11 protein-coding genes and 2 pseudogenes are annotated in these 12,648 nt (G+C 41.6%); 11 read left to right on the top strand and 2 right to left on the bottom strand.

Annotated elements, in window-relative coordinates:
• The first annotated feature begins 969 nt into the window (after positions 1 to 969).
• From HT709_RS00375 to pnuC, 5 genes and pseudogenes are all read left to right on the top strand, one after another.
• Positions 970 to 1,413, top strand: a complete 444-nt coding sequence (locus HT709_RS00375; protein ID WP_100127950.1) for a MarR family transcriptional regulator — start codon at positions 970 to 972, stop codon at positions 1,411 to 1,413.
• Between the two features lie 37 nt (positions 1,414 to 1,450).
• Positions 1,451 to 1,639, top strand: a pseudogene (locus HT709_RS00370) (polyketide cyclase); the annotation flags it as partial.
• A gap of 14 nt (positions 1,640 to 1,653) precedes the next feature.
• Complete coding sequence (locus HT709_RS00365; protein ID WP_172925402.1) at positions 1,654 to 2,382, top strand: ABC transporter ATP-binding protein; 729 nt, start codon at positions 1,654 to 1,656, stop codon at positions 2,380 to 2,382.
• Entirely contained in the window at positions 2,375 to 3,895 is a 1,521-nt protein-coding gene (locus HT709_RS00360; protein ID WP_172925401.1) for an ABC transporter permease/substrate-binding protein, read from the top strand. Before HT709_RS00365 ends, HT709_RS00360 begins: the two co-directional genes overlap by 8 nt.
• Before the next feature lie 344 nt (positions 3,896 to 4,239).
• A complete protein-coding gene (gene pnuC / locus HT709_RS00355) occupies positions 4,240 to 5,046 on the top strand; it encodes a nicotinamide riboside transporter PnuC (protein WP_000557779.1) in 807 nt (268 codons plus the stop codon).
• Between the two features lie 165 nt (positions 5,047 to 5,211).
• Here the strand turns inward: pnuC and sczA are convergent, their stop codons facing one another.
• Positions 5,212 to 5,748: a TetR/AcrR family transcriptional regulator SczA gene (gene sczA / locus HT709_RS00350; protein ID WP_000181704.1), complete on the bottom strand. Its 537-nt coding sequence runs from the start codon at positions 5,746 to 5,748 to the stop codon at positions 5,212 to 5,214.
• Positions 5,749 to 5,880: 132 nt separating this feature from the next.
• On the opposite strand from sczA, the gene czcD reads away from it, so the two are divergent.
• The 3 genes from czcD to HT709_RS00335 all read left to right on the top strand — a co-directional run bounded on the left by czcD (position 5,881) and on the right by HT709_RS00335 (position 8,406).
• Positions 5,881 to 6,771, top strand: a complete 891-nt coding sequence (gene czcD / locus HT709_RS00345; protein ID WP_000645093.1) for a cation diffusion facilitator family transporter CzcD — start codon at positions 5,881 to 5,883, stop codon at positions 6,769 to 6,771.
• Positions 6,772 to 7,014: 243 nt separating this feature from the next.
• Positions 7,015 to 7,368: a stress response transcriptional regulator NmlR gene (gene nmlR, locus HT709_RS00340; RefSeq protein WP_001022631.1), complete on the top strand. Its 354-nt coding sequence runs from the start codon at positions 7,015 to 7,017 to the stop codon at positions 7,366 to 7,368.
• Positions 7,369 to 8,406 carry an alcohol dehydrogenase catalytic domain-containing protein gene (locus tag HT709_RS00335; protein WP_000833733.1) on the top strand — a complete coding sequence of 346 codons (1,038 nt, stop codon included), beginning with the start codon at positions 7,369 to 7,371 and terminating at the stop codon, positions 8,404 to 8,406.
• Between the two features lie 45 nt (positions 8,407 to 8,451).
• Here the strand turns inward: HT709_RS00335 and galR are convergent, their stop codons facing one another.
• Positions 8,452 to 9,459 (bottom strand): DNA-binding transcriptional regulator GalR, encoded by a 1,008-nt coding sequence (gene galR / locus HT709_RS00330; RefSeq protein ID WP_000212529.1) that lies wholly within the window; start codon positions 9,457 to 9,459, stop codon positions 8,452 to 8,454.
• A 163-nt stretch (positions 9,460 to 9,622) separates the two neighbouring features.
• Between galR and HT709_RS00325 the strand changes: the two genes are divergently transcribed.
• From HT709_RS00325 to HT709_RS00315, 3 genes and pseudogenes are all read left to right on the top strand, one after another.
• Complete coding sequence (locus HT709_RS00325; RefSeq protein ID WP_023937127.1) at positions 9,623 to 10,801, top strand: galactokinase; 1,179 nt, start codon at positions 9,623 to 9,625, stop codon at positions 10,799 to 10,801.
• Between the two features lie 18 nt (positions 10,802 to 10,819).
• Positions 10,820 to 12,301 (top strand): UDP-glucose--hexose-1-phosphate uridylyltransferase, encoded by a 1,482-nt coding sequence (locus HT709_RS00320; protein ID WP_172925400.1) that lies wholly within the window; start codon positions 10,820 to 10,822, stop codon positions 12,299 to 12,301.
• Positions 12,302 to 12,370: 69 nt separating this feature from the next.
• Positions 12,371 to 12,631: pseudogene (locus HT709_RS00315) on the top strand (PaaI family thioesterase); the annotation flags it as partial.
• Positions 12,632 to 12,648 lie beyond the last annotated feature (17 nt).

Genomic DNA, 12,648 nt, shown 5'->3' with positions numbered 1-12,648 from the left:
GGGATAGACCGTTTTAAGTCTGACACTGGAAATAAGAATCGTCAGAGGAAGGGATAGCGAAATCGTGGCTCTACGAACAGGAAGGTGATAGTAAGGCGTATATAGCGGATAAGGGGGCCAGAAACTCTAAAGTCCAAAAAGGTAGTCGTAACCCATATGCGTAAATCACGAGAGTAATTGAATTCGGACTAAGGTTTGTGTGAAAAAGATAAATCTTTCTAGAGTCTAAAGACTCTGCGTCAGATTTCCTATTTTCACTCTAACCTTTTAACGTCCTCATATCTTGTATAAACGAGGAAAGATGTACGACTTATCCCGTGAGATCTCATGAGCGCTGAAAGCGTAGTAACAAGGAATCATGAGAAGTCAGCCGAACCCATAGTAGTGAGGAAACTTCTGTAATGGAAGTGGAGCGAAGTGAGGAATCGTCAAACGGTAGGGGATAGGCTGTTTGAAGGATGCTATGAGAAAGATAGGGTAAGGTGAAATTATAGCGGGATGAAATAAGATATGAACAAATTGATTGGGGGGGATTAAATGAATTTATAGAAATCTTTTAGCAGTCATGGTGTCCTATTCCAATTTCAAAATGCTATAAATACGAACAAATTGATTGGGAAATTCAAATCGCTTTTTATCAATGTTTTAGAAGATACAGTGCCCTAGTTCAACTTCAATATACTATAAAAGAACAGATGGAAGCAATTATGATTTACTTCTATCTTTAAAATAAATGGTCTGATAGGAAAAATGTGTCCTCTCATAAAATATAGGATAGTACGGATGGAAGGCTTTTGTAGACTGGAGGACGAAGGAGTTTAGAAACTCTCGTTAAAAGTTAGTTGAGTCGGAGTATGGTGGTGTAAATCATTATCAAAAATTATTTCCAAATCGAAATAGTTGACAATTAGAACGATGAGTGTTACAATTATTTTATTCATTTCGATATCGAAATAAATTGGAGGTGTTATGAAAGATAGTCATTTGCTAGCCCATCATATTCGTTTGTTGAATGGGCGGATTTTTCAAAAGTTACTGAGTCAAGATCCTGAGGCTCTTTATAGGGGTGAACAGGGCAAGATTTTAGCGGTTTTATGGAATAGTGAAACTGGCTGCGCAACTGCGACAGATATCGCGCTTGCGACTGGGCTTGCGAATAATACGCTGACAACTATGATAAAAAAGCTAGAGGAACAAAAGCTTGTAATTGTTAGTCCGTGTGGAAAAGACAAGCGTAAGAAGTATTTAGTTTTAACGGAGTTAGGCAAGTCCCAGAAAGAAGTGGGGCATCGTGTCAGTCAGAAATTGGATACTATCTTTTACAAAGGATTTTCAGAGGAAGAAATTCACCAATTTAAAGGTTTTCAAGAAAGAATTTTGGCGAATCTGAAAGAGAAGGCAAAAGAGGATTAAAATAGATCAAATTAGCTGTTTATAAGTAAAGGCCGCTTTCGACTTTGTTTTCCAACTCTTAGGACAAGGAAACTATGTGGTTAGTTATGGTCAGACTCAGATTGATGGCCTTGCTTATGCCCAGTACAATATCTTCCGTTTAGAAAATGGAAAAATTGTAGAGCATTGGGACAATAAGGAAGTCATGCTTAAGGTAGAAGACATGACCAATCGAGGAAAGTTTTAAAATGAGGACAAAGAATGATTGAATACAAAAATGTAGTCTTGCGCTACACAGAAAAAGATGTCTTGAGAGATGTCAATTTACGGATTGATAATGGGGAATTTATGGTTTTAGTTGGGCCTTCTGGATCCGGTAAGACGACCATGATTAAGATGATTAACCGTCTCTTGGAACCGACTGATGGAAATATTTATATGGATGGCAAGCGCATCAAAGACTATGACGAGCGGGAGCTTCGTCTGTCTACTGGTTATGTTTTACAGGCCATTGCTCTCTTTCCCAATCTAACGGTTGCGGAAAATATTGCCCTGATTCCTGAGATGAAGGGCTGGACTAAGGAAGAAATTGCTCAGAAAACAGAAGAGCTCTTGGCTAAGGTTGGTTTACCAGTAACCGAGTATGGGCATCGTTTACCGAGTGAATTATCTGGTGGAGAACAGCAACGGGTCGGTATTGTCCGTGCCATGATTGGTCTGCCTAAGATTCTCCTCATGGATGAGCCGTTTTCAGCCTTGGATGCTATTTCGAGAAAACAGTTGCAGGTTCTGACGAAAGAATTGCATAAAGAATTTGGGATGACAACTATTTTTGTAACCCATGATACGGATGAAGCTCTGAAATTGGCGGACCGTATTGCTGTCTTGCAGGATGGAGAGATTCGTCAGGTGGCGAATCCCGAGACCATTTTAAAAGCTCCTGCAACAGACTTTGTAGCAGACTTGTTTGGAGGTAGTGTTCATGACTAATTTAATTGCAACTTTTCAGGATCGTTTTAGTGATTGGTTGACAGCTCTATCTCAACATTTGCAGTTGTCACTTTTGACCCTGTTACTAGCTATTTTTATCGCGATTCCCTTAGCGGTATTTCTTCGTTATCATGAAAAGATGGCGGACTGGGTCTTGCAGATTGCAGGGATTTTCCAGACCATCCCCTCATTGGCCTTGTTGGGACTCTTTATCCCCTTGATGGGAATTGGAACCTTGCCTGCATTGACAGCTCTAGTGATCTATGCGATTTTTCCGATTTTGCAAAATACCATCACTGGACTCAAGGGAATTGATCCGAGTCTGCAAGAGGCTGGGATTGCCTTTGGGATGACCAGATGGGAACGTCTCAAGAAATTCGAAATTCCACTGGCCATGCCGGTTATCATGTCTGGGATTCGGACTGCAGCTGTCTTGGTTATCGGTACGGCAACCTTGGCTGCCTTGATTGGTGCAGGGGGACTGGGTTCCTTTATCCTTTTGGGAATTGACCGTAATAATGCCAGTCTGATTTTGATTGGGGCACTTTCTTCTGCAGTGCTAGCCATTGCCTTTAACTTCCTACTAAAAGTGATGGAAAAAGCAAAATTGCGGACGATTTTTTCTGGTTTTGCCTTGGTGACCTTATTGCTTGGTTTGTCTTATAGTCCAGCTCTTTTGGCTCAAAAAGAGAAAGAGAACTTGGTCATTGCTGGGAAATTGGGTCCAGAACCAGAAATTTTGGCCAATATGTATAAGTTACTGATTGAAGAAAATACCAGTATGACTGCGACTGTTAAACCGAATTTTGGGAAAACAAGCTTTCTTTATGAAGCTTTGAAAAAAGGCGATATTGACATTTATCCTGAATTTACAGGAACGGTGACTGAAAGTTTACTTCAACCATCACCGAAAGTAAGTCATGAGCCAGAGCAGGTTTATAATGTGGCGCGTGATGGCATTGCCAAACAGGATCATCTAGCTTATCTCAAACCCATGTCTTATCAAAATACCTATGCTGTAGCTGTTCCGAAAAAGATTGCTCAAGAATATGGCTTGAAGACCATTTCGGACTTGAAAAAAGTGGAAGGGCAGTTGAAGGCTGGATTTACTCTCGAGTTTAATGACCGTGAAGATGGAAATAAGGGCTTGCAATCAATGTATGGTCTCAATCTTAATGTGGCGACCATGGAACCAGCCCTTCGCTATCAGGCTATTCAGTCAGGTGATATTCAAATCACGGACGCCTATTCGACTGATGCGGAATTGGCGCGTTATGATTTACAGGTCTTGGAAGATGACAAGCAACTCTTCCCACCTTATCAAGGGGCACCACTCATGAAAGAAGCTCTTCTCAAGAAACACCCTGAGTTGGAAAGGGTTCTTAATAAATTGGCTGGTAAGATTACTGAAAGCCAGATGAGCCAGCTCAACTATCAAGTCGGTGTTGAAGGCAAGTCAGCGGAACAAGTAGCCAAGGAATTTCTACAAGAACAAGGTTTGTTGAAGAAATGATGGGGTAGAGACTTTAAACATACTGAACTCAACTTCCTTAAACGACTAGATAAAAGAATGCTCAGACAATTTCGTCTGGGCTTTTTTGATGTGAGAATGACTGAATGTCACTTAAAATGGAAAGAAAGAGAAAATTTTCATGATTTTCTAAAATTTTACTGTAAAGACAGTTGACTATTCATAAAATAGGTGTATAATATTTTGTGAACTACTTAACAAATAAGGGGTTTCAGCTCATGTCGACTAAGGTTAGAAATCTTGTGTATAGGCAGTTCATTATCTAATAGAGCGTTGCGTCCGAAAGTCTATCCAGACACGGCTCTTTAAAAACAAAAGGAGAAATGATGCATACTTATTTGCAAAAGAAAATTGAAAATATCAAAACAACCCTAGGTGAAATGTCAGGTGGTTACCGTCGTATGGTTGCGGCTATGGCTGATTTAGGATTTTCAGGAACTATGAAGGCTATCTGGGATGACCTCTTTGCCCATCGTAGTTTTGCCCAGTGGATTTATTTGCTGGTTTTAGGAAGTTTTCCTCTCTGGCTGGAGTTGGTTTACGAACATCGTATTGTTGACTGGATTGGGATGATTTGTAGCTTGACAGGGATTATCTGTGTAATCTTTGTATCGGAAGGTCGAGCAAGTAATTATCTTTTTGGCTTGATTAACTCTGTTATTTACCTTATTTTGGCCCTACAGAAAGGCTTTTATGGTGAGGTGCTGACGACACTTTACTTCACAGTCATGCAGCCAATTGGACTTCTAGTTTGGATTTATCAGGCACAGTTTAAGAAGGAAAAGCAGGAGTTTGTCGCGCGTAAACTGGACGGCAAGGGCTGGACAAAGTATCTTTCCATTAGTGTGCTTTGGTGGTTGGCCTTTGGCTTCATTTATCAGTCTATTGGTGCCAATCGTCCCTATCGTGATTCAATCACAGATGCAACCAATGGGGTAGGGCAAATCCTCATGACAGCTGTTTACCGTGAACAGTGGATATTCTGGGCGGCTACCAATGTCTTTTCAATCTATCTCTGGTGGGGAGAAAGCCTGCAAATTCAAGGGAAATATCTAATTTATCTCATTAACAGTCTAGTTGGTTGGTATCAATGGAGCAAGGCAGCTAAGCAGAATACTGATTTACTTAACTAGGAAAAGATGTTTGAAAGTGCTGTTTTGAGATTTCGATTAAAACAGATATAGTTGATAATCAAGGATTTATAGTATGAAAAAGAGGATCGGCGGGTCCTCTTTTGTTGTTGAAAAGATAAAAAACTCAGTAACCTAGAAATAAGACAACTGAGCTTTACTCTATATTCAATTTTTAGGAATGAGAAGGTCTAGATAAAATTGGACAACTTCCTGGTCTGTGAAATCTTGACCTTTTTTGAGCCACCAGGTCAATGTCTCGATAAAGTTGGACATGACCAAGTGTTGGAGGTAAGAAGTAGGCAGATTAGGGTGGGCTTCTTTTAAATTATCAGCTAGCACGGAATAGACATGGTGTTCTAGCTCTTTATGGAGTTGACGGAGGAAGTAGTCATTTTTGGAAAATAGCAGACTGGTGATATGGTCTTGGTTTTTATGAAAATGGAGAAAGAGGTGGGCGAGGTAGTCCTCGGTTGAAATGGCTTGCTCTCTTTCAAAAAGATGATGGAAGAGGTAGCGGCAGAGCTGGTCCAGAAGAAGCTCCTTACTCTCATAGTGACAGTAAAAGGTGGATCGTCCCACATCTGCGAGATCAATGATATCCTGAACAGTAGTGGTCTCGTAGCCCTTAGCATTCAAAAGTTGTATAAAAGCTTGATAGATGGCTTTTTTGGTTTTGCTGATACGGCGGTCAATGTTAGTCATATGGACACTTAAGGCAAATTGTTCAGAACTGAATAAAGCTGACCTTTTGCTTCTATCCTTTCTTTGAGTTTTAGTGGATAATGATAATGAACAAGGTGTTCATAAATCTATTATAACAAAGGAATGAGAAATATGAAGGCAAAATATGCTGCTTGGGTGGCTTTTTTCTTAAATTTGACTTATGCCATTGTTGAGTTTATTGCAGGTGGAATATTTGGTTCTAGCGCTGTTCTTGCTGACTCTGTGCATGACTTGGGAGATGCGATTGCAATTGGAATATCAGCTTTTTTAGAAACAATCTCCAATCGTGAAGAAGACAATCAGTACACCTTGGGCTATAAGCGGTTTAGCCTGCTAGGAGCCTTGGTAACAGCTGTGATTCTCGTAACGGGCTCTGTTCTAGTCATTTTGGAAAATGTCACGAAGATTTTGCATCCGCAACCAGTCAATGATGAGGGGATTCTCTGGTTAGGAATTATTGCGATTACTATCAATCTGTTAGCGAGTCTGGTGGTTGGTAAGGGAAAGACAAAGAATGAGTCTATTCTGAGTCTGCATTTTCTGGAAGATACGCTAGGGTGGGTAGCTGTTATCCTGATGGCGATTGTTCTTCGATTTACGGACTGGTATATCCTAGATCCTCTTTTGTCCCTTGTCATTTCTTTCTTTATTCTTTCAAAAGCCCTTCCACGTTTTTGGTCTACACTCAAGATTTTCTTGGATGCTGTGCCAGAAGGTCTTGATATCAAGCAAGTAAAGAGTGGCCTGGAGCGATTGGACAATGTGGCCAGCCTTAATCAGCTTAATCTCTGGACTATGGATGCTTTGGAAAAAAATGCCATTGTCCATGTTTGTCTAAAAGAAATGGAACATATGGAAACTTGTAAAGAGTCTATTCGAATTTTCCTAAAAGATTGTGGTTTTCAAAATATTACCATTGAAATTGATGCTGACCTAGAAACTCACCAAACCCATAAGCGAAAGGTGTGTGACTTGGAACGGAGTTATGAGCATCAACATTAGAAAAAAGTGAAAAATACTTGGGTACTATCTTATTTGGAATAGAGTAATTTCTTTATTATTTAAATATTTCAAAAATTGGTAAGAGAAGAGCATTGTATAAACTCCAGATATATGATTGTTAATGATAAAAATTTTTCGATTAGGTGCAAAATGCTTGACTTGGAGTCAACTCAAAGTTATATAATAAGATAAGTGAGTTAGAGTAGCTTAAACTCAGTGAATGAAAGGAGAGGAGGTTAGCCTATGAATATTAAATCTGCCAGTGATTTGTTGGGAATTTCAGCGGATACGATTCGGTATTATGAACGGGTTGGTCTTGTGCCACCGATTACTCGTACTGCAACTGGGATTCGTGATTTTCAAGATCAGGATATAGAAGCGCTGGAATTTATTAAGTGTTTTCGTTCGACAGGTGTCTCTGTAGACAGTTTAGTTGACTATATGTCGCTCTACCAAAAGGGGGATGAAACGCGAGAGGAGAGGCTTGGTATTTTAGAAGAGGAAAAGAAAAAATTAGAGGAGCGCTTGTCTCAGTTACAGACGGCTTTAAATCGCTTAAATCTCAAAATTAAACTTTATAAGGAAGGAAAATTTTAAATGAAATCAGCAGTATATACAAAGGCAGGTCAGGTTGGACTTGCTAGCATTGAACGTCCGCAAATAATAGAAGCGGATGATGTGATTATTCGTGTGGTTCGTGCGTGCGTTTGTGGTTCAGATTTATGGAGGTACCGTAATCCAGAAACGAAAGCTGGACACAAAAATAGTGGACACGAAGCGATTGGGATTGTTGAAGAAGCTGGGGAAGCCATTACGACGGTGAAACCAGGTGATTTTGTGATTGTCCCTTTTACACATGGATGTGGTGAGTGTGATGCCTGTCTTGCTGGATTTGACGGTTCTTGCGACAATCATATTGGCAATAATTTGGGGGGTGATTTTCAGGCAGAATATATTCGCTTCCACTATGCAAACTGGGCGCTGGTTAAAATCCCTGGTCAACCTTCTGACTATACAGAAGGGATGCTCAAGTCCCTTTTGACTCTTGCAGATGTCATGCCGACAGGCTATCATGCGGCGCGTGTTGCAAATGTTCAAAAAGGGGACAAGGTTGTTGTTATCGGTGATGGGGCTGTTGGTCAATGTGCTGTCATCGCGGCTAAGATGCGTGGAGCATCACAAATTATCCTTATGAGCCGTCATGAAGACCGTCAAAAGATGGCTATGGAGTCAGGTGCGACAGCTGTTGTTGCAGAACGTGGTCAAGAAGGAATTACCAAGGTGCGTGAAATCCTCGGTGGAGGAGCAGACGCAGCACTTGAATGTGTTGGTACGGAGGCTGCTATAGAACAGGCGCTAGGTGTTCTTCATAATGGAGGGCGTATGGGCTTTGTAGGAGTCCCACACTATAATAATCGTGCTCTTGGTTCGACATTTATTCAAAATATCTCTGTAGCAGGTGGGGCAGCTTCTGCTACAACATACGATAAGCAATTTTTACTAAAAGCCGTCCTTGATGGTGATATCAATCCAGGTCGCGTCTTTACTTCAAGTTATAAACTGGAAGATATCGACCAAGCCTACAAAGATATGGATGAACGTAAGACAATTAAGTCTATGATTGTAATCGAATAAAAAACGAATAGGAGTTTTAGAACTCTATTCGTTTTTTATGTTATCCTATTCTTGATTTAGGGTACTTTCTCTTAATGTCAGTTTGGTTCCCAACATGGTCAGGCTAGGTATTTTCCGACCATGGAGTACTTCTTTGTTAAGAATATCCATACCTGCTCGGCCCATTTCTTCAGTATAAACCGTGATGCTAGAAAGGGGAGGATAAACCTGTTTGGTCAGACTAGTGTCGTTAAAGGAAATGAGGGTGACACGATCTGGCAGGCTGATTCCAGCCTCTTGAAGGGCACGGAGGGCGCCGATAGCTAAACTATCGCTAGCTGCAAAAAATGCTGGTGGGAGTTGGTCTCCCAAACTCTGAATAGCCTCCTTCATCAGGTCATAACCAGACTGGGCAGTAAAGCTTCCTTGAAAGACCAGTTCATCATGATAGATTCCTTTTGTTTGACTGTAGTTCTTAAAGTTTTCCAGACGCTTGTCCTGAATGATTTCTTCTTGATCAGTTGTTTCTTCAAGACCTGTTAGAATCCCAATGCGATTCAGCCCTTGACTGAGGAAATAATCGACAACCTGTTTCATAGCAGTGTAAAAGTCCGTAATAATGCAGGTATGTCCCATGGAAAGTGTATCACTGTCTAGAAATACAAGAGGCTTTTGGTATTCTTCAAAGGCAGAAATCTGAGCTCGACTAAATTTTCCGATACAGAGAATCCCAATCACTTCCTCGCTCAGTGTAAAAGGATGGTCATTAAAATAGCGCAAGATATCATAGTCCAACTCTTGGGCTCTTTTTTCTATGCCTAGGCGAATCTGGTAGTAGTAGAGGTCGTCCAGCTCCCCTTGTTCGCTGACCCATTGGATAATGGCAATCTTTTGCTTGGGCTTGTGGGACTCGCCTGTCTTGAGGTGCTTAGTGTAGCCCAACTCTTCAGCAACGGTTAAAATACGGTGTCTGGTTTCTTCTGTGACAGATAGGCTCTGATCGCGGTTGAGGACACGGGATACGGTCGCGATAGAAACAGAGGCTAGCTGTGCAATGTCTTTTAAGGTAGCCATAAATCCTCCTTGATTAGGTTAGTATATCATATTTTTCTGCTTTTTACCGATAGTTTAGTAAAATTTTAGTAAAAAGGATTGACCTTGGAAAATCCCTTGGATACAATAGAAGAAAACGATTACACGTTAAGGTGACTTAACGGACAGTAAAAGGAGAAATCATATGATACAACATCTTACTGCTGAAGCTCTTCGTAAAGACTTTCTTGCTGTTTTTGGTCAAGAAGCAGATCAAACCTTCTTTTCACCAGGTCGTATCAACTTGATTGGTGAGCACACAGACTATAATGGTGGACATGTATTTCCAGCAGCCATTTCCTTAGGAACTTATGGGGCTGCTCGCAAACGTGATGACCAAGTCTTGCGTTTCTACTCAGCTAACTTTGAGGACAAGGGCATTATCGAAGTGCCTTTAGCGGACCTCAAATTTGAAAAAGAGCACAACTGGACTAACTATCCAAAAGGGGTTCTTCATTTCTTGCAAGAAGCTGGGCACGTGATTGATAAAGGTTTTGATTTTTATGTTTATGGGAATATCCCAAATGGTGCTGGCCTGTCTTCTTCAGCATCCTTGGAGCTCTTGACAGGAGTCGTGGCAGAGCATCTCTTTGATTTAAAATTAGAGCGTCTCGATTTGGTTAAAATCGGAAAACAAACAGAAAACAACTTTATCGGAGTCAACTCTGGTATCATGGACCAGTTTGCTATTGGTATGGGGGCCGATCAACGTGCTATTTACCTTGATACCAACACCTTAGAGTATGATTTGGTGCCACTTGATTTGAAGGACAATGTCGTTGTTATCATGAACACCAACAAACGCCGTGAATTGGCGGACTCTAAATACAATGAACGTCGTGCTGAGTGTGAAAAAGCAGTGGAAGAATTGCAAGTGGCTTTGGATATTCAGACCCTGGGTGAATTGGACGAGTGGGCCGTTGACCAATATAGCTATTTGATTAAAGATGAAAATCGTTTGAAACGTGCTCGCCATGCTGTGCTTGAAAACCAACGTACCCTGAAAGCTCAAGCAGCCCTTCAAGCAGGTGATTTGGAAACATTTGGTCGTTTGATGAATGCGTCACACGTTTCTCTGGAGCATGATTATGAAGTAACTGGTTTGGAATTGGATACTCTTGTTCACACAGCTTGGGCACAAGAAGGAGTTCTCGGTGCTCGTATGACAGGGGCTGGTTTTGGTGGCTGTGCCATTGCCTTGGTTCAAAAAGATACTGTTGAGGCCTTTAAGGAAGCTGTAGGCAAACACTACGAGGAAGTAGTTGGATACGCTCCAAGCTTCTATATCGCTGAAGTTGCAGGTGGCACTCGCGTCCTTGACTAGTCAAAAGGAGGCTCTATAGTGATCTTAGTAGATAAATTTGTAACACATGTCATTTCTGAAAGTTCATTTGAGGAAATGGATCGAATCTACCTGACCAATCGTGTTTTGGCACGAGTGGGAGAAGGTGTTTTGGAAGTTGAGACCAATCTGGATAAATTGATTGACCTCAAGGACCAGCTAGTTGAGGAAGCCGTTCGATTAGAGACGATTGAGGATAGTCAGACTGCGCGTGAAATCCTTGGTACTGAATTGATGGACTTGGTGACTCCTTGTCCAAGTCAGGTCAATCGTGACTTTTGGGCAACCTATGCCCAGTCACCAGAGCAGGCGATTGCGGACTTTTACCAACTTAGCCAGAAAAATGACTACATCAAACTCAAGGCTATTGCTAAAAATATCGCTTATCGTGTTCCATATGACTACGGAGAGCTTGAGATTACCATCAATCTCTCTAAGCCTGAAAAGGATCCCAAAGAGATTGCGGCAACCAAGTTGGTGCAAGCTAGTAATTATCCTCAGTGTCAGCTTTGTCTAGAGAATGAGGGCTACCATGGTCGAGTTAACCACCCAGCTCGCAGCAACCACCGTATTATCCGTTTTGAAATGGCGGGTCAGGAGTGGGGCTTCCAGTATTCGCCCTATGCTTACTTTAATGAGCATTGTATCTTTTTAGATGGTCAGCATCGTCCCATGGCCATTAGTCGTCAGAGCTTTGAACGCCTGCTGGCTATCGTAGAGCGGTTTCCAGGATATTTTGCAGGCTCTAATGCCGACCTTCCGATTGTGGGTGGCTCTATTCTGACTCATGATCATTATCAGGGAGGCCGTCACGTATTTCCTATGGAATTGGCTTCCTTGCAAAAGACCTTCCGATTTGCTGGTTTTGAGCAGGTCAAGGCTGGCATTGTCAAGTGGCCCATGTCAGTGTTGCGTTTGACTTCGGCTTCCAAAGAAGATTTGATCAACTTAGCTGATAAGATTTTGCAGGAATGGCGTCAGTATTCAGATCCTAGTGTGCAGATTTTGGCAGATACAGACGGGACACCGCATCACACCATCACACCTATAGCGCGTAAGCGTGATGGACAGCTTGAGTTGGACTTGGTTTTACGAGATAATCAAACATCACCAGAACATCCTGATGGTATCTATCATCCCCACAAGGATGTTCAACATATCAAGAAGGAAAATATCGGCTTGATTGAGGTCATGGGCTTGGCAATCTTGCCACCACGTCTGAAAGAAGAAGTGGAGCAAGTCGCTAGCTATCTTGTAGGAGAAGCTGTTACAGTTGCCGATTATCATCAGGAATGGGCAGACCAACTCAAAATCCAACATCCAGACCTAACGGATAAAGAAAAAGCCCTTGAAATCGTCAAGGACTCTGTAGGTACTATCTTTGCACGTGTTCTGGAGGACGCAGGTGTTTATAAGCAGACAGAGCAAGGACAGGCAGCTTTTATGCGCTTTGTAGAGCAGGTCGGAATTTTGCCAGACTAGGAGCTTTCTCCTTGCACAGTCCTATAAAAAGTAGTATCATAGTGTCGTTTGAACTATCAGGAGGAAACGATGAAAGATTTTCATTTTGACGCTATATCTGCCTTTGAAAATTACGAAATAGAAAAAATGAGAGATGGTCACGTTGTGGTGACGACCAAAGTAGTGGACTCGTCGCTTAACTACTATGGCAATGCCCATGGTGGCTATCTCTTTACTCTCTGTGACCAAATCAGTGATTTGGTGGTTATCTCACTGGGGCTTGATGGAGTGACGCTTCAGTCCTCTATCAACTATCTCAAGGCAGGAAAACTAGACGATGTGCTGACTATTATAGTTGCTTAGTTTCA

Origin of the sequence: Streptococcus sp. 1343 (genome assembly GCF_013277355.1) — a bacterium.
Lineage (GTDB): Bacteria > Bacillota > Bacilli > Lactobacillales > Streptococcaceae > Streptococcus > Streptococcus pseudopneumoniae.
The sequence above is the reverse complement of the archived record's forward strand: the minus strand, read 5'-3'. Positions and strand labels throughout refer to the sequence as shown.

Excerpts from the sequence above, each read along its gene's own strand:
- sczA (WP_000181704.1), bottom strand. The coding sequence starts at position 5,748 with ATGACTAACATTGACCGCCGTATCAGCAAAACCAAAAAAGCCATCTAT.
- pnuC (WP_000557779.1), top strand. The coding sequence starts at position 4,240 with ATGCATACTTATTTGCAAAAGAAAATTGAAAATATCAAAACAACCCTA.
- HT709_RS00325 (WP_023937127.1), top strand. The coding sequence starts at position 9,623 with ATGATACAACATCTTACTGCTGAAGCTCTTCGTAAAGACTTTCTTGCT.
- galR (WP_000212529.1), bottom strand. The coding sequence starts at position 9,459 with ATGGCTACCTTAAAAGACATTGCACAGCTAGCCTCTGTTTCTATCGCG.
- HT709_RS00375 (WP_100127950.1), top strand. The coding sequence starts at position 970 with ATGAAAGATAGTCATTTGCTAGCCCATCATATTCGTTTGTTGAATGGG.
- HT709_RS00365 (WP_172925402.1), top strand. The coding sequence starts at position 1,654 with ATGATTGAATACAAAAATGTAGTCTTGCGCTACACAGAAAAAGATGTC.
- HT709_RS00360 (WP_172925401.1), top strand. The coding sequence starts at position 2,375 with ATGACTAATTTAATTGCAACTTTTCAGGATCGTTTTAGTGATTGGTTG.
- HT709_RS00335 (WP_000833733.1), top strand. The coding sequence starts at position 7,369 with ATGAAATCAGCAGTATATACAAAGGCAGGTCAGGTTGGACTTGCTAGC.
- nmlR (WP_001022631.1), top strand. The coding sequence starts at position 7,015 with ATGAATATTAAATCTGCCAGTGATTTGTTGGGAATTTCAGCGGATACG.
- czcD (WP_000645093.1), top strand. The coding sequence starts at position 5,881 with ATGAAGGCAAAATATGCTGCTTGGGTGGCTTTTTTCTTAAATTTGACT.